Origin of the sequence: Streptomyces caeruleatus (genome assembly GCF_001514235.1) — a bacterium.
Taxonomy (GTDB): Bacteria; Actinomycetota; Actinomycetes; order Streptomycetales; family Streptomycetaceae; genus Streptomyces; species Streptomyces caeruleatus.
This window is the reverse complement of sequence record NZ_KQ948925.1, coordinates 768,928-791,559: the sequence shown is the minus strand read 5'-3', so window position 1 is coordinate 791,559 and position 22,632 is coordinate 768,928. Positions and strand designations below refer to the sequence as shown.

Annotated in this window: 21 protein-coding genes; 11 read left to right on the top strand and 10 right to left on the bottom strand. The window is 71.7% G+C overall.

Features of this window, described 5'->3' with window-relative positions:
- Positions 1-7 precede the first annotated feature (7 nt).
- Positions 8-1,384: a hypothetical protein gene (locus AQJ67_RS08310; protein WP_062717391.1), complete on the bottom strand. Its 1,377-nt coding sequence runs from the start codon at positions 1,382-1,384 to the stop codon at positions 8-10.
- A 182-nt stretch (positions 1,385-1,566) separates the two neighbouring features.
- Here AQJ67_RS08310 and AQJ67_RS08305 point away from each other — a divergent pair, with 182 nt between their 5' ends.
- Positions 1,567-2,277 (top strand): B3/B4 domain-containing protein, encoded by a 711-nt coding sequence (locus AQJ67_RS08305; RefSeq protein ID WP_062717527.1) that lies wholly within the window; start codon positions 1,567-1,569, stop codon positions 2,275-2,277.
- Between the two features lie 119 nt (positions 2,278-2,396).
- Here the strand turns inward: AQJ67_RS08305 and AQJ67_RS08300 are convergent, their stop codons facing one another.
- Together AQJ67_RS08300 and AQJ67_RS08295 are read right to left on the bottom strand one after the other, a co-directional pair.
- On the bottom strand, positions 2,397-3,125 hold the full coding sequence (locus AQJ67_RS08300; RefSeq protein WP_062717390.1) for a lysophospholipid acyltransferase family protein: 729 nt from the start codon (positions 3,123-3,125) through the stop codon (positions 2,397-2,399).
- A 186-nt stretch (positions 3,126-3,311) separates the two neighbouring features.
- Positions 3,312-3,728: a DUF4395 domain-containing protein gene (locus tag AQJ67_RS08295; RefSeq protein WP_062717389.1), complete on the bottom strand. Its 417-nt coding sequence runs from the start codon at positions 3,726-3,728 to the stop codon at positions 3,312-3,314.
- 76 nt (positions 3,729-3,804) lie between these two features.
- Here AQJ67_RS08295 and AQJ67_RS08290 point away from each other — a divergent pair, with 76 nt between their 5' ends.
- From AQJ67_RS08290 to AQJ67_RS08275, 4 genes are all read left to right on the top strand, one after another.
- Positions 3,805-4,218: a TlpA family protein disulfide reductase gene (locus AQJ67_RS08290; RefSeq protein ID WP_062717388.1), complete on the top strand. Its 414-nt coding sequence runs from the start codon at positions 3,805-3,807 to the stop codon at positions 4,216-4,218.
- 209 nt (positions 4,219-4,427) lie between these two features.
- Entirely contained in the window at positions 4,428-4,937 is a 510-nt protein-coding gene (locus AQJ67_RS08285; RefSeq protein WP_062717387.1) for a flavin reductase family protein, read from the top strand.
- 242 nt (positions 4,938-5,179) lie between these two features.
- On the top strand, positions 5,180-5,968 hold the full coding sequence (locus AQJ67_RS08280) for an electron transfer flavoprotein subunit beta/FixA family protein (protein WP_062717386.1): 789 nt from the start codon (positions 5,180-5,182) through the stop codon (positions 5,966-5,968).
- A gap of 73 nt (positions 5,969-6,041) precedes the next feature.
- Positions 6,042-7,004 (top strand): electron transfer flavoprotein subunit alpha/FixB family protein, encoded by a 963-nt coding sequence (locus AQJ67_RS08275; RefSeq protein WP_062717385.1) that lies wholly within the window; start codon positions 6,042-6,044, stop codon positions 7,002-7,004.
- Positions 7,005-7,061: 57 nt separating this feature from the next.
- Here AQJ67_RS08275 and AQJ67_RS08270 read toward each other — a convergent pair whose 3' ends face one another.
- Complete coding sequence (locus AQJ67_RS08270; RefSeq protein WP_062717384.1) at positions 7,062-7,970, bottom strand: endonuclease/exonuclease/phosphatase family protein; 909 nt, start codon at positions 7,968-7,970, stop codon at positions 7,062-7,064.
- 203 nt (positions 7,971-8,173) lie between these two features.
- Between AQJ67_RS08270 and AQJ67_RS08265 the strand changes: the two genes are divergently transcribed.
- Positions 8,174-9,478 carry a DUF6986 family protein gene (locus AQJ67_RS08265; RefSeq protein WP_062717383.1) on the top strand — a complete coding sequence of 435 codons (1,305 nt, stop codon included), beginning with the start codon at positions 8,174-8,176 and terminating at the stop codon, positions 9,476-9,478.
- A 104-nt stretch (positions 9,479-9,582) separates the two neighbouring features.
- Positions 9,583-11,565, top strand: a complete 1,983-nt coding sequence (locus tag AQJ67_RS08260; RefSeq protein WP_062717382.1) for a serine/threonine-protein kinase — start codon at positions 9,583-9,585, stop codon at positions 11,563-11,565.
- Positions 11,566-11,568: 3 nt separating this feature from the next.
- On the opposite strand, the gene AQJ67_RS08255 is transcribed toward AQJ67_RS08260, so the two are convergent.
- Together AQJ67_RS08255 and AQJ67_RS08250 are read right to left on the bottom strand one after the other, a co-directional pair.
- Complete coding sequence (locus tag AQJ67_RS08255) at positions 11,569-12,372, bottom strand: hypothetical protein (protein ID WP_062717381.1); 804 nt, start codon at positions 12,370-12,372, stop codon at positions 11,569-11,571.
- Positions 12,373-12,379: 7 nt separating this feature from the next.
- Positions 12,380-13,456, bottom strand: a complete 1,077-nt coding sequence (locus AQJ67_RS08250; protein WP_062717526.1) for a LacI family DNA-binding transcriptional regulator — start codon at positions 13,454-13,456, stop codon at positions 12,380-12,382.
- 259 nt (positions 13,457-13,715) lie between these two features.
- On the opposite strand from AQJ67_RS08250, the gene AQJ67_RS08245 reads away from it, so the two are divergent.
- Complete coding sequence (locus AQJ67_RS08245) at positions 13,716-14,666, top strand: ROK family protein (RefSeq protein ID WP_062717380.1); 951 nt, start codon at positions 13,716-13,718, stop codon at positions 14,664-14,666.
- A 94-nt stretch (positions 14,667-14,760) separates the two neighbouring features.
- Here AQJ67_RS08245 and AQJ67_RS08240 read toward each other — a convergent pair whose 3' ends face one another.
- Together AQJ67_RS08240 and AQJ67_RS08235 are read right to left on the bottom strand one after the other, a co-directional pair.
- Positions 14,761-15,372, bottom strand: coding sequence for a hypothetical protein (locus AQJ67_RS08240; RefSeq protein WP_159058732.1), 612 nt, complete (start codon positions 15,370-15,372; stop codon positions 14,761-14,763).
- Between the two features lie 78 nt (positions 15,373-15,450).
- On the bottom strand, positions 15,451-17,475 hold the full coding sequence (locus tag AQJ67_RS08235; protein ID WP_062717378.1) for an NPCBM/NEW2 domain-containing protein: 2,025 nt from the start codon (positions 17,473-17,475) through the stop codon (positions 15,451-15,453).
- A gap of 180 nt (positions 17,476-17,655) precedes the next feature.
- On the opposite strand from AQJ67_RS08235, the gene AQJ67_RS08230 reads away from it, so the two are divergent.
- From AQJ67_RS08230 to AQJ67_RS08220, 3 genes are all read left to right on the top strand, one after another.
- Positions 17,656-18,621 (top strand): TIGR01777 family oxidoreductase, encoded by a 966-nt coding sequence (locus AQJ67_RS08230; RefSeq protein WP_062717377.1) that lies wholly within the window; start codon positions 17,656-17,658, stop codon positions 18,619-18,621.
- Between the two features lie 88 nt (positions 18,622-18,709).
- Positions 18,710-18,976, top strand: coding sequence for a hypothetical protein (locus AQJ67_RS08225; protein WP_062717376.1), 267 nt, complete (start codon positions 18,710-18,712; stop codon positions 18,974-18,976).
- Positions 18,977-19,118: 142 nt separating this feature from the next.
- Complete coding sequence (locus tag AQJ67_RS08220; RefSeq protein ID WP_062717375.1) at positions 19,119-20,159, top strand: NUDIX hydrolase; 1,041 nt, start codon at positions 19,119-19,121, stop codon at positions 20,157-20,159.
- Here the strand turns inward: AQJ67_RS08220 and AQJ67_RS08215 are convergent.
- Positions 20,129-21,199 (bottom strand): protein kinase family protein, encoded by a 1,071-nt coding sequence (locus tag AQJ67_RS08215; protein ID WP_062717374.1) that lies wholly within the window; start codon positions 21,197-21,199, stop codon positions 20,129-20,131. The two genes, AQJ67_RS08220 and AQJ67_RS08215, sit on opposite strands and share 31 nt — an antisense overlap.
- A 25-nt stretch (positions 21,200-21,224) precedes the next feature.
- On the bottom strand, positions 21,225-22,580 hold the full coding sequence (locus tag AQJ67_RS08210) for a dipeptidase (protein ID WP_062717373.1): 1,356 nt from the start codon (positions 22,578-22,580) through the stop codon (positions 21,225-21,227).
- Positions 22,581-22,632 lie beyond the last annotated feature (52 nt).

The following is a 22,632-nucleotide window of genomic DNA, read 5'->3' as shown; positions in this document are numbered from 1 at the left end:
GAGTCCGTCAGTTGACGACGATCCATGCCTTGTTGTTGCGCAGATTCGGGTCGAACTTCCTGATGGAGAGCTCAGGATCGTCGTTCAGGGTCTCGATGGTGGTGCGTGCTCCGCGCACCACCTCGTCGATCCGCAGCCGCACGTCGAAGCTGTGCGACGCCTTGTCGCGCAGGTGGATCGGCGTCCGGCAGAAGTAGGTCGCGACGGCCGGCCCCTCCTCCGAGGGCAACTGCTCCGCGCACTCCTCCTCCGGCCATCCGACGACCGTCGTGCCCTGCGGTGCCTGGAACCGCACCGTGGCGACGGCCGCGCCCGCGCCCAGCGACGCCACCCACGCCGGGCCCCGGTTGGTCACAGTGACCCGCGCGGTCACGGTGTCCCCGGCGGCACCGCGCACCTTGCTGCCGGTGACCTTCAGATCGGCGGTGTTGCGGGCGTCGAGGCTGACGGACCGGTAGTTGTCCGACAGATCGAGGTCCTTGCCCCCGGCGGCGGCCTGCCGTGAGGCCACGGGACGCAGATCCAGCTCGGGACCCGTGCCCGGGGTCCAGGTCTCCCCGCCGCGCGCCTCTTCCAGTGCCGCGTCCGAGTACGGCAGTACGGAGTGGTCGAACCGCTCGTACAGCGCCTGGCGTCCCACGCGCAGGGGGCTCGTCAACTCGTACCGCTCGCCCGGGGCCACCGCCTCGTCCAGCACGCAGAGCGCGAACGTACCGATGGCGTGGTCGCGGTACTCGCAGTTGGAGTTCCGCTCCTGGAACCGCAGCCCGTAGGACGCGTACAGCGACACCAGCGTACGGTCCACGGCGCGGCTGCCGTTGTTGGCGACCGTCGCCCCCACGTGGGTGTTCGTGCCGGGCCTGAGACCCCGCTGATTCTCGGCCTGGCTGAGCCCGAGGTCCGGCCCGTCGCCCAGGCTGACCATGGTCTCCGCCGGGTAGGCCGTCAGTTCCCCGGCGACGGCCGAGTACCGCACGTACCCGGACGCGTCGGGCTCCGTGTCCGGCAGCGCGCGAAGTCCCAGCAGGGCGGCCGCCGTGCTGTCCGTCCCGGCCGGCATCCCGGCGAAGTCGCAGACCGCCCGGACCGCCCGGACCGCCGACTCGGGCGCGCAGTTCGCGGGCCACGACACCTGCGCGAAGGCGGCGATCTCGCTGACGTCGACGGTCAGCTGTCCGGCCGGCACCCCGTTCTCCGTGTTGTCGTGGGTGACCCGCACATCGAGAGTCCGCTCGGACGCCCCACCGCCGGCGGCCGGCACGGGCAGCACCGTCTCGGACGGGACGCTGATCCACAACTGGTCGGACGTGGCGTGCACGGGCCCGGCCCCGACCGCGGCCAGGGCACAGCCGGCGAGCGCGGCTGCGAACAGGCGATGCTTCATGGTTCCCCCTTGTCGATGAGCGGTCGGTGGCCGAGACCCGCGGGGCGGGGGAGGGGTTGTAGGCCGGGCACAGGGTTGCGGCGATGTTCAGCCGTTCTTCTCACCCGACTCGACGTCCAATGAGATGGACTGTGCAGTCCGGTATGCTGCACCACATTCTGATGCTCGAGGCAAGGTGGACCATGACTCTCTCGCTGACCGTCTCCGACGAGGTGCGCGCCCTGGCGCCCGGCTTCACCCACGTGGCCGTCGAGGCGCACGGTCTGGTCAACGGGCCGAGCACCGAGGAGAGTTCCGCGCTCCTCGACGACGCGGCGCGTCGGCTCGCCGTCCGCCTGGAGGGGCGCGCTCCGCACGAGGACCCGCACATCGCGGCCTGGCGTGAGGTCTACACGGCGTTCGGCTCGAAGCCCTCCAGGACCCGCAACTCCGCGGAGGCGCTCGCCAAGAGGGCCCTGACGGACGCGGGACTGCCCCGGATCAACCTGCTGGTGGATGTCTACAACGCCATCAGCGTCGCCCACCTCGTCCCGGTCGGCGGCGAGGACATCGACCGCATCGAGGGCGGGATGCGCCTGGTACGCGCCACCGGCGAGGAGGATTTCGTGACCGTCGCCGGCGGCGAGGAGGCCGTCGAGCACCCCGACGCGGGCGAGGTCGTCTGGCGCGACGACGCGGGCGTCACCTGCCGCCGCTGGAACTGGCGCCAGGGCCCCCGCACCCGGCTCACCGAGGAGACGACCTCGGGCATCTTCCTGCTGGAGAGCATGGCACCCATGCCGGTGGCCGAAGTCGAGCAGGCGGCGACCGAGCTGGCGGAACTACTGGAGAAGTTCAGCCCGGGAGCACAGATCGAGGTGCGCCCGTCGACGCCGGTGCGGCAACGCCCTTAAGAGGCGCGGGGCTGTATCGATATGCGGCTCCGCCGCGTGGGCGCGACAAGCCACGACGGCGCCGCAGAAGACCACCGACACAACGCGGCACTACCCACCGGCCCCCCTCAGCGGAGCGCCTAGCGGGCCTCGGCCTCGCGAACCTGCTCCGGTGTAGGAGCGGTCCCGCCCAGATGCGCCGGCATCCACCAGGTGTCGTGCGCGTCCTTGGGGCGGACGGGATAGGCGCGCTGCGCGGCCTCCAGCAGTTCCTGGACGCGCTCGCGCAGCTGCCGGGTGATCGCACCCGCGTACTTGTCCTTGGAGGCCTCGATCGCCTCGCCGACCCGGATGGTGATCGGGGTGTGGCTGCGCTTGAAGTTGCGCGGGTGGCCCTTGGTCCACAGCCGCTGCGTGCCCCACACGGCCATCGGGATCAGCGGCACGCCGGCCTCCTGGGCCAGCCGGGCGGCGCCCGACTTGAAGCTCTTCAGCGTGAACGACTGCGAGATCGTGGCCTCCGGGAAGACGCCGACGATCTCGCCGGAGCGCAGCGAGTCCAGCGCGTGGGCGTAGGCCGCCTCACCCTGCTCGCGGTCCACGGGGATGTGCTTCATGCCGCGCATCAGCGGGCCGGAGATCCGGTGCCGGAACACGGACTCCTTCGCCATGAAGCGCACGAGACGCTTCTGCGGGAGCGCCGCCAGGCCGTTGAAGACGAAGTCCAGGTAGCTGATGTGGTTGCTCACCAGCACAGCCCCGCCCGAGCGTGGAATGTTCTCCGATCCCTTGCAGTCGATCTTGAGGTCCCACGCCTTGAACAACGCCTGGGCGAAACCTACGACGGGACGGTAGACAAGCTCTGCCATGGACGGAGTGGACCCTTCCTTCTCTGCCTGGGAAGGAAGCTCCCAGTGGGAAGTTACGCAGCCGTAGGTTTACGGCTTGTCGCAGATCGTGCCCCAAGAACGGCCGAGGGCCAAGCCCAAGTGCCGGGGAAGGGCGAGATCCTCGTCACGTCGCCCCTTGATCCACCTCGGTCTTTTGTGCCGTCTTTACCCGGCGCGCACCGTCACCCTCCGCACGAGCAGGTACATCTCGCAGCCCAGGCAGTATCCGAAGACCGCGTTCAGGAAGGCGGCCGCGAGGGCCGCCCCGGTGGCGGCGAGCCCCAGCCAGTCCGGGCCGAGCGTGTAGCCGACCAGCCCGAGGCCCGCGAAGAGAAGGCCCACCGCCTGCGCGAACCGCGGCGGCTGCGGCGCCTCGAACTCGGTCGGCGGCCCGATCCGGGGCCGTACGGCCGCGCGGAACACCCAGCCGTACGGCGAACGGCTCACCCCGCCCGCCGCGCCCAGCGCGAACGCCAGCGTCTGCCAGACCAGCAGCCAGGCGCTCCCGGTGACCAGGACGACCGCCAGCACCGCGGTCGTCACGGCCGCCCCGAAGCGCGGCCCCCTCACGTCGATGTCCATGAATCAAGCATTCCGCAAGGGAAAGGATTCAGGGCGTCGGGAATCTTTGCAGTCTCGTGAAGGGTTGAGGACGGTGATGACCGGACTGGTGGTGTGCGTGGCGGTGCTCGCGGCGGCGAGCGCCTACGGAGTGCTGCAACGGCGGCGGAGCGGGAGAGTACGGGTGCGCGGGCGGGACGACGGAAAGCGGCTCGCGGCAGCCGAGTTGGGCGGCGAACTGGGCGCACGTGCCACCCTCGTGCAGTTCTCCAGCGCCTTCTGCGCGCCCTGCCGGGCCACCCGGCGGGTGCTCGGCGAGGTGGCCGGCATGGTCCCGGGCGTGACCCACGTCGAACTCGACGCCGAGGACAACCTGGACCTCGTACGCCGCCTCGACATCCTCAAGACGCCGACCGTACTGGTCCTCGACGCCGACGGGAACGTCGTACGGCGGGCCACCGGGCAGCCGCGCAAGGCGGACGTGATCGCGGCGCTGGGCGAAGCGGTCTGAGGGGCCGTGATGCCGAGGGTGAGTCATCTCCCACATGCCGGAACGCACTTGACTGTGCGCGCCACCTATCGTCAGCCTGACCTTATGCCTGAGGAACTCCTTCTCTTCGGACGGGCCCACGTCGATCTGGCCCGCACCGCGAGCGCGCGCTGTCCGGGCTGTTGAACAGCCACCGGCCCGCACGCATCCCCTCGCAGAAGGACACCTCCATGACGGCCACGTCCGGCCTCGGCACTTCAAGGCTCGCCTCACCCGATCTGCTCCGCTCCGTCTTCCGGCGCCATGCCGCCGGAGTGGCCGTGATCACCGCCCGCGGCGAGACGGGCCCGGTCGGCTTCACCGCCACCTCCCTCAGCTCCGTCTCCGCCGAGCCCCCGATGCTCTCCTTCGGCATCGGCACAGGCGCCTCCAGCTGGCCGGCCATCGCCGCGACGGACCATGTCGGCGTCCACATACTCGGCGAGCACCAACAGGACCTGGCCGCCACCTTCGCCCGCAGCGGCGCCGACCGCTTCGGCCCGCCCACGGTCTGGGGCGAGGGCCCCGAAGGTGTCCCCGTCCTCGGCGACGTACTCGCCTGGACGGTGTGCCGGGTCGTCGGGTGTGTGCCCGCCGGCGATCACCGCATCGTGCTCGCCGAGGTCCTCCTCGGCGACTCCACCGGCCCGGGGCGTCCGCTGCTGTACCACCAGGGCCAGTTCAACGGACTGCGTGACTGAGCTCACCGGACCTGTGTGACGGACCAGGCCGCCCGCTGTTCTGCGAAGCCGTCGGTTTCCGATTACGCTGCGTTGCAAAGGTCACAGTTCAAAGCGCTTGCTTAGCGGGAACGAACTGGGTGTACTGACGAGTAATATTTCGCTCGGAGCGCAGGTCGCCCCGATCGGGATCAGCCGCTTGGGGCGCCTATGCTGCCTGCAAGTAGGCAGCAGAGAAATGTCGACGCAGTAGGAGAGCCGGCGTGAGCTTGAGGATCGTTGTCACCGTGAAGTACGTGCCCGACGCCACTGGCGACCGGCACTTCGCCGATGACCTGACCGTCGACCGGGACGACGTGGACGGTCTGCTCTCCGAGCTCGACGAGTACGCGGTCGAGCAGGCGCTGCAGATCTCCGAGAACTCCGACGACGACGTGGAGATCACCGTTCTGACGGTGGGCCCGGAGGACGCCAAGGACGCGCTGCGCAAGGCGCTGTCCATGGGTGCCGACAAGGCGATCCACGTCGAGGACGACGACCTGCACGGCACCGACGCGCTGGGCACCTCGCTGGTGCTGGCCAAGGCGATCGAGAAGGCCGGCTACGACCTGGTGATCTCCGGCATGGCCTCCACCGACGGCACCATGGGTGTCGTACCGGCCCTGCTGGCCGAGCGCCTGGGCGTCCCGCAGGTCACCCTGCTGTCCGAGGTCTCCGTCGAGGACGGCACGGTCAAGGGCCGCCGGGACGGCGACGCCGCGTCCGAGCAGCTGGAGGCGTCGCTGCCGGCCGTCGTGTCGGTCACCGACCAGTCGGGCGAGGCGCGCTACCCGTCCTTCAAGGGCATCATGGCCGCCAAGAAGAAGCCGGTGGAGTCCTGGGACCTGTCCGACCTCGACATCGAGGCCGAGGAGGTCGGCCTGGAGGGTGCGTACACCGTCGTGGACGCCGCGACCGAGCGTCCGGCCCGTACCGCCGGCACGATCGTCAAGGACGAGGGCGAGGGCGGCAAGCAGCTCGCCGAGTTCCTCGCGAGCCAGAAGTTCATCTGAGGGTCTCTGGCCCGCTTGAGGCTCAACCCCCTTCCGCCCTTCAAGACTTCGCATTCCGCAGGAGAGCAATCCCATGGCTGAAGTTCTCGTCTACGTCGACCACGTGGACGGCGCCGTCCGCAAGCCCACCCTGGAGCTGCTGACCCTGGCCCGCCGCGTCGGTGAGCCCGTCGCCGTCGCGCTGGGCAACGGCGCCGCCGACACCGCCGCCGCGCTCGCCGAGCACGGCGCCGTCAAGGTCCTCACCCACGACGCGTCCGAGTACGCCGACTACCTGGTCGTGCCGAAGGTCGACGCCCTGCAGGCCGCCGTCGAGGCCGTCTCCCCGGCCGCCGTGCTGGTCCCGTCCTCCGCGGAGGGCAAGGAGATCGCCGCCCGTCTGGCGCTGCGTCTCGGCTCGGGCATCATCACCGACGCCGTCGACCTGGAGGCCGGCGACGAGGGCCCGGTGGCCACCCAGTCGGTGTTCGCCGCGTCCTTCACCACCAAGTCCCGTGTCTCCAAGGGCACCCCGGTCATCACGGTCAAGCCGAACTCGGCCGCCGTGGAGGCCGCTCCGGCCGCCGGTGCGGTCGAGGCCCTCGCCGTCACCTTCTCCGCCCAGGCCACCGGCACCAAGGTGACCGCGCGCACGCCGCGTGAGTCGACCGGGCGTCCGGAGCTGACCGAGGCCGCGATCGTGGTCTCGGGTGGCCGTGGCGTCAACGGCGCGGAGAACTTCTCGATCATCGAGGCCCTCGCCGACTCGCTCGGTGCGGCCGTCGGTGCCTCGCGTGCCGCGGTGGACGCCGGCTGGTACCCGCACACCAACCAGGTCGGCCAGACCGGCAAGTCCGTCTCGCCGCAGCTGTACATCGCCTCCGGCATCTCCGGCGCGATCCAGCACCGCGCGGGCATGCAGACCTCGAAGACGATCGTGGCGATCAACAAGGACGCCGAGGCCCCGATCTTCGAGCTGGTCGACTACGGCGTCGTCGGCGACCTCTTCGACGTCGTCCCGGCGCTGACCGAGGAGATCAAGACCCGCAAGGGCTGATCCCGACCGGGCACATCGAGGCCCCCGTGACCGTCCGGCGGTCACGGGGGCCTCGTGTCATCCCAGGCGCAACAACGCCTGCACGGGCAGATGGTCGCTCGGGAACTGACCCTCGGCGGAGAACGTGTTGATCGCCGCCCGGTGCGCCGTGACCCCCGGCGTGGTCAGGACCCAGTCGATCCGGTCGCCGTCCGGTGTCAGCGGCTTGTAGCCGTGGAAGGTCGCGTACAGCGCGCTGCGCTCGCGTGCGGTGTCCCAGGTGTCGACGAGACCGGCGCCGAGCAGGGTGTCGTAGGCCGTGTTCTTGTGGGCGGCGACATTGAAGTCCCCGGTCACGACGACCGGCAGGGAGCGGTCGAACCCGGCGATCCGCGCGGCGATGAGCGCGGCGCTGCGCTCGCGCGCGTACTGGCTGACATGGTCGAAGTGGGTGTTGAGGACGTAGAACTCCCGTCCGGCGTCGGCCAGATCGCGGAAGCGGACCCAGGTGACCATACGGGCGAAGGCCGCGCCCCAGGTGTTGGAGCCGATCACGTCCGGGGTGTCGGAGAGCCAGAAGTGGTCGTACTCGGTCGGGCGCAGCCGCCGGGTGTCGTAGAAGACCGCCATGGCCTCGTCGCGGCTGCCGTGCAGCCGGCCGGTGCCCAGCCAGTCGTAGTGCGGGCCGAGGTCGGAGTCGATGTCCAGCAGCTGCGCGAAGACGCCTTCCTGGGTGCCGATGACATGGGGTGCCTCGCGGCGCAGCAGCTCGCGCATGACCGGTCTGCGGACGGCCCAGCTGTTGGGCTCGGTGGTGCTGGCGAAGCGCAGGTTGAAGGACATGGCCCGCAGGTGGCCACGGGTGTCGGGTTCGCCCGCCGAGGCGGACGACGTGGGCAGTGCTGTACTGGAGAGGGGCGCGGTGACGGCGGCGGCCAGCACGGCCTTCAGGCCCAGCCGGCGCGTGACTCGGCTGTGTTTCGGCACAGGGGCTCCTTCGGTGGGAACGGCCGGACGAGTCGTGCGGGGCGTGCGTATGGAAGTGTGATACCGCGTCCTGAGATGAGCGTGAACATGACGAGATGGTGGAGTGGCTCCCGGTGGACATGGTGTTGACCAGTCGGAAGGTCCCAGCTAACTTCGTTCTACGGATTGTTGATTCCGTATAGCGGAAAATTGGAGGGTGTGGGATGGGTCAGGGCCAGCAGGAGAAGGTGGCGACGAGCCTCGCGGGCGCCGTCAGCGAGGAGATCAGCGCCTCCCTCGCGCCGGTCGACGCCGAGCTGGAGCGCCGCTACCCCGGGGACCTCGGCGGCCGCCAGCCCGTCCACACCGTCTACGTCCCCGGCGACGTCTTCGCCGCCGACACCATCCGTTCCTGGGGCGAAAAGGCCCTCGCCTCCCTCGACGAACACGCCCCGGACGCCGCCTCCTTCGCCGCCGTGCTCGGCCTGTCCGACGAACTCGCCGGACCCGTGTACGCGCGCGTACGCGCCAAGCTGGAGCGCGAGCCCATCGAGGACCTGCGCGTCGACTTCGAGGACGGCTACGGCCCCCGCCCCGACGCCGAGGAGGACGAGTCGGCCGCCCGCGCGGCACGGCTGATCGCCGAGGCGTACGAGAACGGCACGGCGGCCCCCTGCATGGGCATCCGCATGAAGTGCATGGAGGCACCCGTACGCGACCGGGGCATCCGCACCCTCGACATCTTCCTCACCGGCCTGATGGAGGCCGGCGGCCTGCCCGACGGGCTCGTCCTCACCCTGCCCAAGGTGACGTACCCCGAGCAGGTCACCGCGATGGTGCGGCTCCTGGAGCAGTTCGAGAAGGCGCGCGGGCTGGAGCCCGGCCGGATCGGCTTCGAGATCCAGATCGAGACCAGCCAGTCCATCCTCGCCACCGACGGCACCGCCACCGTCGCCCGGATGATCCAGGCCGCCGAGGGCCGCGCCACGGGCCTGCACTACGGCACCTTCGACTACAGCGCCTGCCTCGGCGTCTCCGCCGCCTACCAGGCCAGCGACCACCCCGCCGCCGACCACGCCAAGGCGATCATGCAGGTCGCGGCGGCCGGTACCGGCGTACGCGTCTCCGACGGCTCGACGAACGTCCTGCCGGTCGGTCCGACCGAGAAGGTCCACGACGCCTGGCGACTGCACTACGGCCTCACTCGCCGCGCCCTCGCCCGCGCCTACTACCAGGGCTGGGACATGCACCCCGGCCACATCCCCACCCGGTACGCGGCTGTCTTCGCCTTCTACCGTGAAGGTTTCGAGCAGGCTGCCGCCCGCCTCGCCCGGTACGCGGGCCGGGCCGGCGGCGACGTCATGGACGAGCCCGCCACCGCCAAGGCCCTCAGCGGCTACCTGCTGCGCGGCCTGGACTGCGGCGCCCTCGACATCGGCGAGGTGGCCCGGCTGACCGGTCTGACCCGCGCCGATCTGGAGAGCTTCGCGGCGCCCAGGAGGGGCGATTTGACGGCTTCCGCGAAGTAGCGGACCTGTCACATTCGCAACCACCGGCTGGTGTTGTCACCGCCGCCCCGTAGTCTGTACGCCACGCATCGACGTGTCAGTGGTGTCACAGGAACGGGGCAGCGGTGTCATCGGGGGAGAACGGACAGGCGGACGAGACCGGTCGGCTGCTGGCCGGGCGTTATCGCGTGCTGGGGCAGCTCGGACGCGGCGGCATGGGCGTCGTCTGGCGGGCCGTCGACGAGGTGCTCGGCCGCGAGGTCGCCGTCAAGGAACTGCGGACCTACTCGGACGCCGACGGTCCCGAACTCGCCGATTTGCGGCTGCGGATGCAGCGCGAGGCCCGCGCGGCGGCCCGGGTCAAGCATCCCGGCGTAGTGGCCGTGCACGACGTCGCCGAGGTCGACGGCCGCCCCCTGATCGTCATGGAGCTGGTCGACGGCCCCTCCCTGGAGGCGGTGCTGCGCGAGCGCGGCACCCTCGACCCGCGGGAGGCGGCCGGCATCGGCGCCAAGGTCATGGACGCGCTGGCCGCCGCCCACCGGGCCGGCGTCCTGCACCGTGACGTCAAGCCGGGCAACATCCTGCTCGAACGCTCCGGCCGCGTCGTCCTCACCGACTTCGGCATCGCCACCATGGAGGACCCGGCCGACGGCTCGGCCACCCACCTGACCCGCACCGGCCACCTCGTCGGCTCCCTGGACTACATGGCCCCCGAGCGCGCCCAGGGCTCCGATCCGGGCCCCTCCTCGGACGTCTGGGCGCTGGGCGCCACGCTGTACGCGGCGGTGGAGGGCTCGGCACCCTTCCGCCGTACGTCGACCTTCTCCACCCTCACCGCGATCGTCAGCGAACCCCTGCAGGAACCGCGCAACGCCGGAGCCCTCGGCCCCGTCCTGCAGCGGCTCATGGACAAGCGGCCCGAGTCCCGTCCCGAGGCCGACCAGGCGCGCGAACTCCTTCAGGCGGTGGCCGAGTCGGGCGGCACGGACGCGGCGACCACGGCGCTGCGGGGTCCCGCGGCCGCCGGGCCCGTACCGGACGAGACGGAGCTCAGCGTCCCCTCGACGCCGCCCGGCTTCGGACCCACGGCGGGTGTGAACCCGGTCGGGCAGCAGGGCGTACCCGCCTCCGACCTGCCGGGGGCCCCGCGCTTCGGCGGCGCCGCACAGGGCGCGCCGGAGGCTCAGGGACCCGGGACCCCCGGACAGGGCACGCCGCCCGTCCAGGGCTTCGGCACCGCCGGTCAGCCCGGCTCGGCGGGACAGGCAGGCCAGGGCCACGGATACGGCGCCCCCGGGCACCCGACCGCGTCTGCGTACGGCGCCCCGCCCCAGCAGCCGCACGACCCGCAGGCCACCGGCCCGATGGTCACGTCCTCCGGCGCCCCTGCCCGCCGTAAGGGCCGTGCCCTGCTCGCCGCCGCGGCCGTCACCGTCGTCCTCGCGGCGGCCGGCGTCACGGTCGCCCTGGTGAACAACCAGGGCGAATCCAGGACCGAGGCGCAGAACACCTCGGCCACCACCTCCACCGGAGCCTCCGCCCCGGCGACCGGCAGTCCCGACGCCCGCCCCTCGGGCGAGGCCGGCCTGACCGACACGGACGACGACAAGAAGTCCCCGGACGCGACCAAGTCCCCCAGCGGCACGGCGGAGGCCGACGCCACCGACGAGCCCACCACCGCGTCCCCGACCAAGACCTCGGGCGGTGGCGGCACCGACGGGGGCACCACGGGCGGCGGTTCCGGCAGCGGCGGCGGCACCGGCGGGGGAGGAACCACGGGCGGCGGCGGGACCACGGGCGGGGGCGGCACCACCACCCAGCCCGACGCCTGCCAGTCGATCGGCGGCGGCAAGTACAACTGCCAGGTCTGGAAGACCGCGGACTCCTACACCGCCTCCGGTACCAAAGTCGGGACCCTCAACGCCGGCACCAACTACTTCTACTGCCAGCAGAACCTGGGCCGTCGCGAGACGTCCGGGCAGTGGACCAACGTCTGGTGGGCCAAGACGGACGACGACAGCGGCAACACCGGCGTCTTCATCAGCGACGTGTACATCCAGGGCGGCAACAACGACGAGCCGGTGCCCGGCCTCCCCGTCTGCTGACCCTCAGGTCCGCCGCACCTCGACGTACTTCTCCAGCCCGGAGGCCGTCACCATCCGCTCCTGCGCGAACAGCCGGGTCCCGCGCTCGCACAGCCGCGCGTCGGCCCGCGCTCGTGCGCAGAACTCCTCGGGGGTGTCACCGAAGAGCTCCCGCAACCGGGCCGAGCCCGTGAGGAGTTCGGTGATCAGCGCCCGCTGACCGGGGTGGGTGCGCGGGGCGCCGGTGCCGCCGTGCAGGACGCCATGGCGGTTGACGTACACGAAGGTGCCCGGCAGCGTGCCGCCGTCGGCCAGTTCGATCCGCACGTCGGGCGCCGGCAGCCAGACCCGGGCGTAGTTGCCGTGCGGCACCGGCACGCCCTCGCTCGCGTCGATCACCTCGAGCTGCTCGGTGTCGAGCCAGGTGATGAACAGCTCCCGTACGTGGCCCGGGGCGTCGAAGGGCGACGCGGAGACGTATCCCAGGCGGCTCACGTGTGCGGAGACGCCCACGTCGATGCCGGTGATCCGGACCTTCACCATGGGGATGGGGGAGGTGATCCCGAACGCGTCCATCTTGTGCCGCAGTTGGCCGGGACAGGCGTTGGAGCCGACCGCGAGGACGGGTACGCGGTCGTCGTGCACCAGACGGTCCAGGGGCAGCAGCTGGTCACCGTCGAGGAGTCCGGAGTCCGCGGGCCAGGCGCCCGGGTAGAGGAGCGGCTGATCGCGTGGCGCGTCGGCCAGGCCGAGCGCCTCCAGCGTGCGGCTGTGCGAGGACGATGGCGAGGGCGCGGGGCGCGACGGCCCGGTCGTGAGGTCGTCCATCGGCCGCTCAGTCCGCCGGCGGCAGTTCGCCCGAGCCACGGGTGATCAGCCGTGTCGGCAGCTCGATGCGTTCGGGGGTGACCAGGGTGCCGTCGAGCTGGCGGAAGAGACGTTCGGCGGCGGTACGGCCGAGGGTCGCGGCGTCCTGGGCGACGACCGTGACGCCCGGCTGGAGCAGGTCGGCGAGCTCGATGTCGTCGAAGCCGACGAGGGCGACGGGGCGGCTCTGCTCGGCGAGGACTCGGATCACGGTGACCGTCACCCGGTTGTTGCCCGCGAAGATCGCGGTGACGGGGGAGGGGCCGGAGAGCATCTCCTCGGCCGCCCGGCGCACCCGCTCGGGGTCGGTGACACCCAGGGACATCCAGGAGTCCTCCACCGGTATCCCCGCGTCCTCCATGGCGGCCCGATAGCCGCGCAGCCGCTCGGCCGCCGTGTGGATGCGGGGCATGTCGCCGACGAAGCCGATCCTGCGGTGGCCGTGCGCGATGAGGTGGGCGACGCCGTCACGGGCACCGCCGAAGTTGTCGGACAGCACGCAGTCGGCGTCGATCTTCCCGGCCGGCCGGTCCACGAACACCGTGGCGACGCCCGCCTTGAGCTCGGGCTCCATGTACCGGTGGTCGTCACCGGCCGGAATGATCACCAGCCCGTCCACCCGACGCGCGCACAGCGCCAGCGCCAGCTCCTGCTCGCGGTCCGGGTCCTCGGCGCTGGAGCCGTTGATGAGCAGGGCGCCGTGCGCTCGGGCGACCTCCTCGACCGCGCGGCTCAGCGGGCCGTAGAAGGGGTCGGCGAGATCCTCCAGGACCAGGCCGATGCTCGCCGTACGGCCCTTGCGCAGCACCCGGGCGCTGTCGTTGCGGCGAAAGCCCAGGGCGTCGATGGCTTCCTGGACGCGGCGCTCCGTCTCCGGGGTGACCCCGGGCTCACCGTTGACCACGCGCGAGACGGTCTTCAGACCGACCCCGGCCCGCGCCGCCACGTCCTTCATGGTCGGACGGTTGCCGTAGCGGTTCTCGGGTGCGCGGTCGGATCGGCGGATGGTCTCGGGCACGATGCGGCGTCCTGTCCTGTCGTCCACGGGGATGCGTCGGTCCACGGGGATGCGTCGGTCCATGGGGATGCGTCGGTCCATGGGGATGCGTCGGTCCATGGGGATGCGTCGGTCCATGGGTTTGTATGAGGATGTGGCGTCGAGCATAGAGCCTGGACAACGTTGTCAGATCCAGGGGACACTGTCCACCGCAATCTCCGGCCTGCGCCCCCACCGCGAGACCGGCTCGCCCAATTCCCGTGGTTGACGGGGAGATCCGAATGGTTGACGGGGAGAACTGACACTGATGCACACCGACCTCGTGGCTGCGCTCGACATCGGCGGCACCAAGATTGCCGGAGCGCTGGTGGACGGCCACGGCACGATCGTGGCCCGGGCTCAGCGCGCTACGCCGGCGCGGGAGGACGGCGAGACGGTGATGCGGGCCGTCGAGGAGGTCGTCGGCGAGCTCACCGTGTCGCCGTTGTGGGACCGCGCCACGGCCCTCGGCATCGGCAGCGCCGGGCCGGTGGACGCCTCCGCGGGCACCGTGAGCCCGGTGAACGTGCCCGGCTGGCGCGACTATCCGCTGGTCCGGCGGGTCCGGGAGGCGGCCGGTGGGCTTCCGGTCGAGCTGATCGGCGACGGTGTGGCCATCACGGCGGCCGAGCACTGGCAGGGGGCCGCCCGGGGGCACGACAACGCGCTCTGCATGGTCGTCTCCACGGGAGTCGGCGGCGGCCTGGTGCTCAACGGCCGACTGCACCCCGGCCCCACCGGCAACGCCGGCCACATCGGCCACATCAGCGTCGACCTGGACGGCGACCTGTGCCCCTGTGGTTCGCGCGGCTGTGTGGAACGCATCGCGAGCGGCCCCAACATCGCGCGCCGGGCGATCGAGAACGGCTGGCGGCCCGGCCCCGACGGCGACACCTCCGCCGCCGCGGTCGCCGCCGCCGCCCGGGAGGGCGACCCGGTCGCCGTGGCCTCCTTCGAGCGTGCCGCGCAGGCCCTGGCCGCCGGGATCGCGGCCACCGCGACCCTCGTCGAGATCGACATCGCCGTGATCGGCGGGGGAGTGGGCAAGGCGGGCGACGTCCTCTTCACGCCGCTCCGCAAGGCGCTGGGCGACTACGCCACCCTGTCCTTCGTCCAGCGTCTGACGATCACGCCGGCCCAGATGGGCACGGACGCCGGGCTGGTGGGCGCCGCGGCGGCCGCGCTCGCGGGGAAGGCGGGCGCGGCGGCGGGGGTGTGAGCGCGCGGCGGGGCAGGAACGTTCACTCGCCGGAACGGGGCGGAACAGGACGGAACTGGATGTGACGTGTGGGCCCGGACCGTGCGGTCGCCCCCTAGCGCGGCGAGGTCGCTGCGAGCGCGGCCGACAGGTCCGGCACGGAGTCCGCCGACACGTACACCGTCCCCGCGTCCACCAGCACTGCCGTGCCCAGGTCGAGGCGGACCGGTGGGTCCAGGCGCAGGGCCGCGTTCAGTGCGCTGCCCACGGAGCAGGCGACCGCGCCGGGTTCGCCCGGCACGGGCCGCGGGCCCCGGCCCGGAACCGTGCGCACCACCGACGAGGCGGAGCGGACCGCCGAGCGCGGCAACGTCACCTCGCCGAGGAACCCGGTCCGCAGCACCACCCGCTCCGCGTCCACCTGGTGCGGATGCCGGAGCACCGCCGCCACCAGCCCGAGCCCGGCCAGTACCAGCAGCGCCTCGAACGCCGCGTGCACCGGCCGGGCCGGGGGCGGCGGCATCGACGACAGCGAGAAGGCCACCACGATCTCCATCGCCACAAGCGGCAGCACCAGTTGCCGCACGCCTGCCGAGTGCCGCAGCCCGGGCGCAGGCCCACGCCGCACCAGCACCGCCGCCAGCGACCCGACCCAGACGCGTACGACACCGAACCTGCTCGGCCCGGCGGTCACGGACCCCGCCACCGGCCGCCCTGTCGCCGTCACCCGTGCTCCCGTTCCCTCGCTCCGGCTTCAACTCCCCCCAGGTTCAGGTGAGTCGGCGGGCGAGGACAGTGACAAACGTCAGCAACTCATCCGCGCCGCCGCCCAGTCCGCGTGATCCGAGTCGATGCCGTCGCCGCCGTCGGTGACGACCAGCCGGACCACCCGGGCGCCGGTCACGTCGGCCGTGAGCGGGTGGGCCGGCATCGCGTTGGTGAGGACGCCGGTGGCGGCGGCCCTGGTGCCGTCCGCCCAGATCTCGAAGGCGACGGTGCCGTTCGCACCCGTCTCGTCGTCGACACCGACGTCGGCGGTCACCGTCTCGCACGCGCCGCCGGCGTAGTACTCGACGGCACTCTCGGCATGGACACCGAGCCCCGTGCCGTACCCGACACCCCCGATGGTGATCGGGTTCCCGTCGCCCGCCTCGCTCTCGCCGTTGCTGGTGTTGCGCTCCGCCGGTCCCCAGCCGTTGCCGGCCGACAGCCACGCGAGGTCACCGAGCCCGGACGTCCCCGCGGGCGGTGGCGTCACCACGGTCGCGGTCAAGGGGAGCGCGTTGTCGACGCGGACGCCGGACGGTGACCGGTAGCTGGTCCTGAGGGTGAGGTCGTACGGCCCGGTCGGCGTCCCCTGCGGCGCGGTGACGGTCCATGTGGTGCGCAGGGAACGGCCCGGTGGCAGCGTGGGCGAGGCGGTCGGGGACGTCGCCTTCACGGTCCACCCGGCCGGCCCGGTCAGGGCGACGGACACGCGCCTGGCCGCCGTACGCCCGAGGTCCGTGACCGTCGACGTCCAGGCGACCGTCCCGCCCGCCTCGACCAACGAGTCGCCGTCCAGGCCGAGTTCGACGGCGGGCGGGTGGTGGGCCCACCTGGGGTCGGCGGAGACGCGCAGGAGGACCGTGCCGTGGGCGGGGACGGTCGCGGAGATCGTGCCTGCGGTGTGGTAGCCGCGGTGCTGCCACAGGTCGCGCAGCGTGTACGCGTCGGCGTCGGCCAGGCCGACCGCGTCGGCGGTCGTGGCGATGCGCTGGGCGGTGCCGGACTCGTTGAAGAGGGCGACCGCTCGGCTGCCGTCCCGCATCTCCTTGGCGACGACCCAGCGCCCGCCTTCGGACGAGATCACGGCGCCCTGCTTGCCCAGCGGATCCTGGTCGACCGCGATGACCTCGCGGTTGCCGAGGATCTCGAAGGTCTCCTCGGAGGCCGACCGCAGATCGGAGCCGATGAGCAGCGGCGCGGCCATGATCGCCCACATCGAGAAGTGGGAGCGGTACTCGGTCTGGGTCATGCCCCCGTTGCCGACCTCCAGCATGTCGGGGTCGTTCCAGCGGCCGGGTCCCGCGTACGGCGCGAGCGGCAGGTTGCGCTTGAGGATCGACAGCATCGAGCCCCAGTTGTCGCTGATGTCACCGGTCGTGCGCCAGAGATGACCGACGTCGGCCGCCCACTCCCACGGCTTGTTCTCGCCCCACTCGCAGATGCTGTAGACGATGGGGCGGCCGGTGGCCTTCAGGGCGTCGCGCATGGTCGTGTAGCGCAGCCTGGCGTCCGCACCCTGGTTGTTGCAGTTGTCGTACTTCAGGTAGTCCACGCCCCAGTCCGCGAACTGCCGGGCGTCGCTGTACTCATGGCCCAGGGAACCCGGAAAGCCCGCCGTGTTGCAGGTCTTCGTGCCCGCGCTGGTGTAGATGCCGAGCTTCAGGCCCTTGGCGTGGACGTAGTCGGCGACCGCCTTGATCCCGCCCGGGAAGCGGACCGGGTCGGGTACGAGCTTCCCGTTCGCGTCCCTGGACGGCAGGGCCCAGCAGTCGTCGAGGTTGACGTACTGGTACCCGGCGTCCTTGAGGCCCTTCGCGACGAAGATGTCCGCGATCCCCTTGACCATGGACTCGTTGAACTCGGCACGGCAGTGGGTGGAGTTCCAGTTGTTGAAGCCCATGGGCGGGGTGAGGGCGAGGCCGTCGTCGACGGCGGGCGCGACGGGGGCCGCGGAGGCCGGGGCCGCGGCGGAGGGGGCGCCGAGCCCCGCCGCGCACAGCAGGCCGGCGGCGAGCGCTCCGACCGCTCTGCGACGGGTTGTGCGGGTGTGAAGGTGACGCATCGTTACGTTCCTCCGTACCTGCGGAATTGGATGACGACATGTACGCGTCATGGTGGACTCACGGTAGAACCTGTCGGAGTGTGTTGGAAGTCGTCGGGTGGCATACGGAGTCCCCCGGCGGCGTTTTGAACATGTTCAAGAGTCTGCGCTAGGCTCCTTCCCACAGACGAGGGGGAGCCGATGAAGATAGTGATCCCCGGAGGAACCGGGCAGGTGGGCACGGTCCTGAACCGTGCGCTGAGCGGCGCGGGCCACGAGGTCGTCGTCCTGACCAGGCGGCCCACGCGCGCGGGCGAGCTCCACTGGGACGGGGAGACGCAGGGTCCCTGGGCCACGGCGATCGACGGCAGCGACATCGTGATCAACCTGGCCGGGCGCAGTGTCAGCTGCCGCTACACCGCGCCCAATCTGCGGGCCATGATGGATTCGCGTGTGCACTCCACCCGGGTGGTGGGAGAGGCGATCGGCGCCGCCGCCCGGCCGCCGCGGGTCTGGCTCCAGATGAGCACGGCAACCGTCTACGCCCACCGGTCCGACGCGCCCCACGACGAGGCGACAGGCGTCATCGGCGGCGGCGAACCCGATGTGCCGGACTACTGGGCGTATAGCGTCGAGATCGCCAAGGAGTGGGAGCGGGCGCAGGAGGAGGCCGACACGCCGCACACGCGGAAGGTCGCCCTGCGCTCCGCCATGGTGATGAGCCCCGATCGCGGCGGCGTGTTCGACGTCCTGCTGCGACTGACGCGGCTGGGACTCGGCGGGCCCGTGGCGGGCGGCGGGCAGTACGTCTCCTGGATCCATGAACGGGACTTCGTCCGCGCGGTCGAGTTCCTGGTGGACCGGCCGGATCTCGCCGGGCCGGTGAACCTCGCCGCTCCCGAACCCCTGCCGCACCGCGCGTTCATGCGGGCACTGCGCTCCGCGTCGGGCGTCCCCGTGGGCCTGCCCGCGACGAGGTGGATGGCCGAGATCGGCGCGTTCGCGCTGCGTTCGGACACCGAGCTGCTGCTCAAGAGCCGCCGTGTCGTGCCGGGCCGGCTGCTCGACGAGGGCTTCGCCTTCGAGTACGCCCGGTGGCCGGAAGCCGCGGACGACCTGGTACGGCGCGTGCGGCAGCGCCGGCTCCCCCAGGCCCAGTCGGTCTAGGCGCGGCCGGGGGCCGAAATCGCGTCGCCGTCCCGATCGCCCCGAGGCGGAGCGTGACTCCCGCCTCCGTTTCGCAGTTGAAACGGTCATGAAGAAGCGCAGCATGCTCGCCATCGCCTCCCTGGCCACCGGATTCGTCGTCGCGGCGGTCACGCCGTCCCACGCCATCGAGCTCCCGGTCACCGGTTCCCCCGCCACCGGTGCCCCTGACGCCGGGCTGCCGGCCGGTGCCGAGACCAAGCTCGGCGGTGTGAGCGTCGACAAGGCCCTGGACACCGTCGGCCGGGCCATCAACCGTGAGACGGACCGGGCTGTGAACGACGCCCCGCACGGGAAGAAGGCAAAGAAGGGCTGACGAGCCCCCTGACTCGACCGCGGCGCCGTACCCCCGCACCCGAGGGGGCCCGGCGCCGCTGTCATGCGCTCTCTACGGGAGCTGGTTTCCGTGGCAGGGTGGAGCGGGCAAGCCACAGGGGGCCAACAGAAGAGGGGGAAACGTGATCGTCTGGATCAACGGCGCGTTCGGTGCGGGGAAGACCACCACCGCACGCGAACTGATCGAGCTGATCCCGAACAGCACGCTCTTCGACCCCGAGGTCATCGGCGGAGCACTCAGCCACCTGCTTCCGCCCAAACACCTCACCGAGGTCGGTGACTTCAGGGACCTGCCGATCTGGCGGCGTCTCGTGATCGACACGGCGGCCGCGCTGCTCGCCGAGCTCGGCGGGACCCTCGTGGTCCCGATGACGTTGCTGCGCCAGGAGCACCGCGACGAGATCTTCGGCGGCCTGGCCGCTCGCCGCATCACCGTCAGACATGTTCTCCTCGCCCCGGCGGAAACGATCCTGCGCGAGCGAATAGCCGGACGGGAGATCCCGCCCGACCTGTCCGACGGCGAGATACGGGTCCGGCAGTGGTCGTACGACCACATAGAGCCCTACCGCACCGCACTCGCCTCCTGGCTCACGGCCGACGCCTATCCCGTCGACAACGGCCCGCTGACCCCGTACGAGACCGCCGTCCGCATCGCCGAGGCGGTCGGCAGCGGTGCGGTCCCGGTCTGCGACATCGTGCAGACGCCCGAGCCCACGGCCGAGACCGTCGCCTCGGGCGTCCTGCTCTTCGACGAGGAGGACCGGGTCCTGCTCGTCGACCCCACCTACAAGGCGGGCTGGGAGTTCCCCGGCGGGGTCGTCGAACGGGGTGAGGCGCCCGCGCGGGCGGGCATCCGGGAGGTCGCGGAGGAGACGGGGATACGGCTCGACGACGTACCGCGGCTCCTCGTGGTCGACTGGGAGCGGCCCTCGCCCCCGGGGTACGGAGGTCTGCGCCTTCTCTTCGACGGCGGCCGCCTGGACTCCACGGAGGCCGAACGTCTCCTGCTGCCCGGGCCCGAACTGCGCGACTGGCGGTTCGTCACCGAGGAGGAGGCGGCCGATCTGCTTCCACCGGTGCGCTACGAGCGGCTGCGCTGGGCGCTTCGGGCGCGGGAGCGCGGGGCGGCGCTCTATCTGGAGGCCGGGATTCCGACGTCCTGAACCACGCCGAACGTCTCCGCGTCCGGAAACGGGGTCAGCCTGCTCTCCTGATCCCAGCGACGCACGAAGTCGTCCATCACGGCAGCGCTTCGGGCATGGCGGGCGATCAGCGCGGCGGCGGCCTCCGGGATCCCGCCGCCGGGCAGCGCGCCGTCGGCGCAGGACCGGACGAAGGCGCTCCGCTCCTGCCCGCGGTACCCGTACAACTCGGTGACCAGCCAGATCACCAGGAACCAGCTGGTGTAGGCGCGGTCGTAGTGACGGTGCCGGGCGAGGAAGTCGCGCTCCTGCCCGGACAGCCGGAAGCGCCCGGAGAGCGCGAGGCCGTAGTCGGCGAGGTAGAGCCGCCGGCCGTCGGTGAGGAGGTTCTGGAAGTGGGCGTCGAAGTGCAGGAGGCCCTGCGCGCCCAGGAAGGCGGTGAGGGCTTCCAGGCCCTGTTCCACCAGGGCGCAGGCCGCCTCCGGGTCACCCGTCGCGAGCTGGTCGCCGAGCCAGTCGTGCAGGGTGTGTGGGAGGTACTCCAGGAACAGCGCCAGGCTTGACGTGGCCGTGCGCAGGGCCTCGATGCGCTCGCGCACCTGCGGGCCGCCGCCGAAGTGGGCGACGGCCCGCTCCACGTCCGCCAGGTCGTCCGGGAGGGGCTGCGGCCGCTGCGGCAGGACCCGCCAGTGGTGCATCAGCGGAAACCCCGCGAACCGCTCGGAGACGACCCAGTTCGTCGTCATCGTGTGCACCGCCAGCTCCCGCCAGGCGCCGACGCCCGGGCTTCCGACGCTGCCGACGCCGTAGTGGCAGAAGGCGGGCACGTCGAAGACGTTCGCCGTGGACCTGACGTTCTCCGGGAGCAGTTCGACGTCCGTGAGCCGGACCAGCTTCACGAAGACCCGGGCGCCGTTGACCTCGATCACCTTCGTCGGCCCGCCGATCCCGGCTCCCACCGGCGTCCCCTCCGCCACCAGGTCCGCGAGCTCGTGGTCGGAGAGAAGCGCCAGGGACGTGGCGATGTCGGTGTGGGCGGCGAGGCGCTCGGTGCGGGTCATGGACCCATCCTGAGCGCCGACTGCCTCAGCTCGCCGCGTAATTGCGCAGGAACAGCGCCTCGGCGACCGACAGGCGCTCCAGCTCCTGCGGCGACACGCTCTCGTTCACGGCGTGGATCTGGGCCTCCGGCTCGCTCAGGCCGATGAGGAGGATCTCCGCGTGCGGGTAGAGCGCGGCGAGGGTGTTGCACAGCGGGATCGAGCCGCCCTGGCCGGCGTACTGCATCTCCTGGCCCGGGTAGGCGACCGCCATCGCGTCCGCCATGGCCTGGTACGCCGGGCTGCTCGTGTCGGCGCGGAACGCCTGGCCCTGGCCGATCTGCTCGGTGCGGACCCGGGCACCCCACGGCGTGTGCGCCTCGACATGCGCCTGGAGCAGCTTGGTCGCCTCGGCCGCGTCCACGCCCGGCGGCACCCGCAGGCTGATCAGCGCACGTGCGCTCGCCTGCACGGACGGGGTGGCGCCGACGACCGGCGGGCAGTCGATGCCGAGGACCGTGACGGCGGGGCGCGCCCAGATCCGGTCGGCGACCGTGCCGGAGCCGATCAGCTCTACGCCGTCGAGGACCTTGGCGTCCTGGCGGAACTGTTCGTCCGCGTACTGGAGCCCCTCCCACGAGGCCTCGCCGTTCAGCCCGTCCACCGTGGTCGAACCGTCCTCGGCGCGCAGCGAGTCCAGGACACGGATCAGCGCGCCGAGCGCGTCGGGCGCCGCCCCGCCGAACTGGCCGGAGTGCAGGTTGCCTTCGAGGGTGTCGATCTGCACGCGGAGCAGGGTCATGCCGCGCAGGGTGGAGGTGACCGTCGGCAGGCCGACGCGGAAGTTGCCCGCGTCGCCGATCACGATGGTGTCGGCCTCCAGCAGGTCCGGGTGCTGCTCGGCGTACCGCTCCAGACCGCCGGTGCCCATCTCCTCCGAGCCCTCGGCGATCACCTTGACGTGGACCGGTATGCCGCCGTTCGCCTTCAGCGCGCGCAGGGCGAGCAGGTGCATGATCACGCCGCCCTTGCAGTCGGCGGCCCCGCGCCCGTACCAGCGGCCGTCGCGTTCGGTCAGCTCGAAGGGCGGGGTGCTCCAGGCGGCCTCGTCCAGCGGGGGCTGCACGTCGTAGTGGGCGTACAGCAGGACCGTCTTCGCGCCCTCGGGCCCCGGCAGGTAGCCGTAGACCGACTGCGTGCCGTCCGGGGTGTCGAGCAGGGCCACGTCTTGGAAGCCCTCGGCGCCGAGCGCGTCGGCCACCCAGCGGGCGGCGCCCTCGCTCTCGCTCCTCGGGAACTGGTCGAAGTCAGCCACCGACCTGAACGCCACCAGTTCGGTGAGCTCCGCCTTCGCGCCGGGCATCAGCGAGGCGACGGTCTCGGCGACCGGATTCGACGACATGGGCACGCTCCTTGTGGGTGCGACGTTGTACGTGTGAGTGCTGTGATCCTCC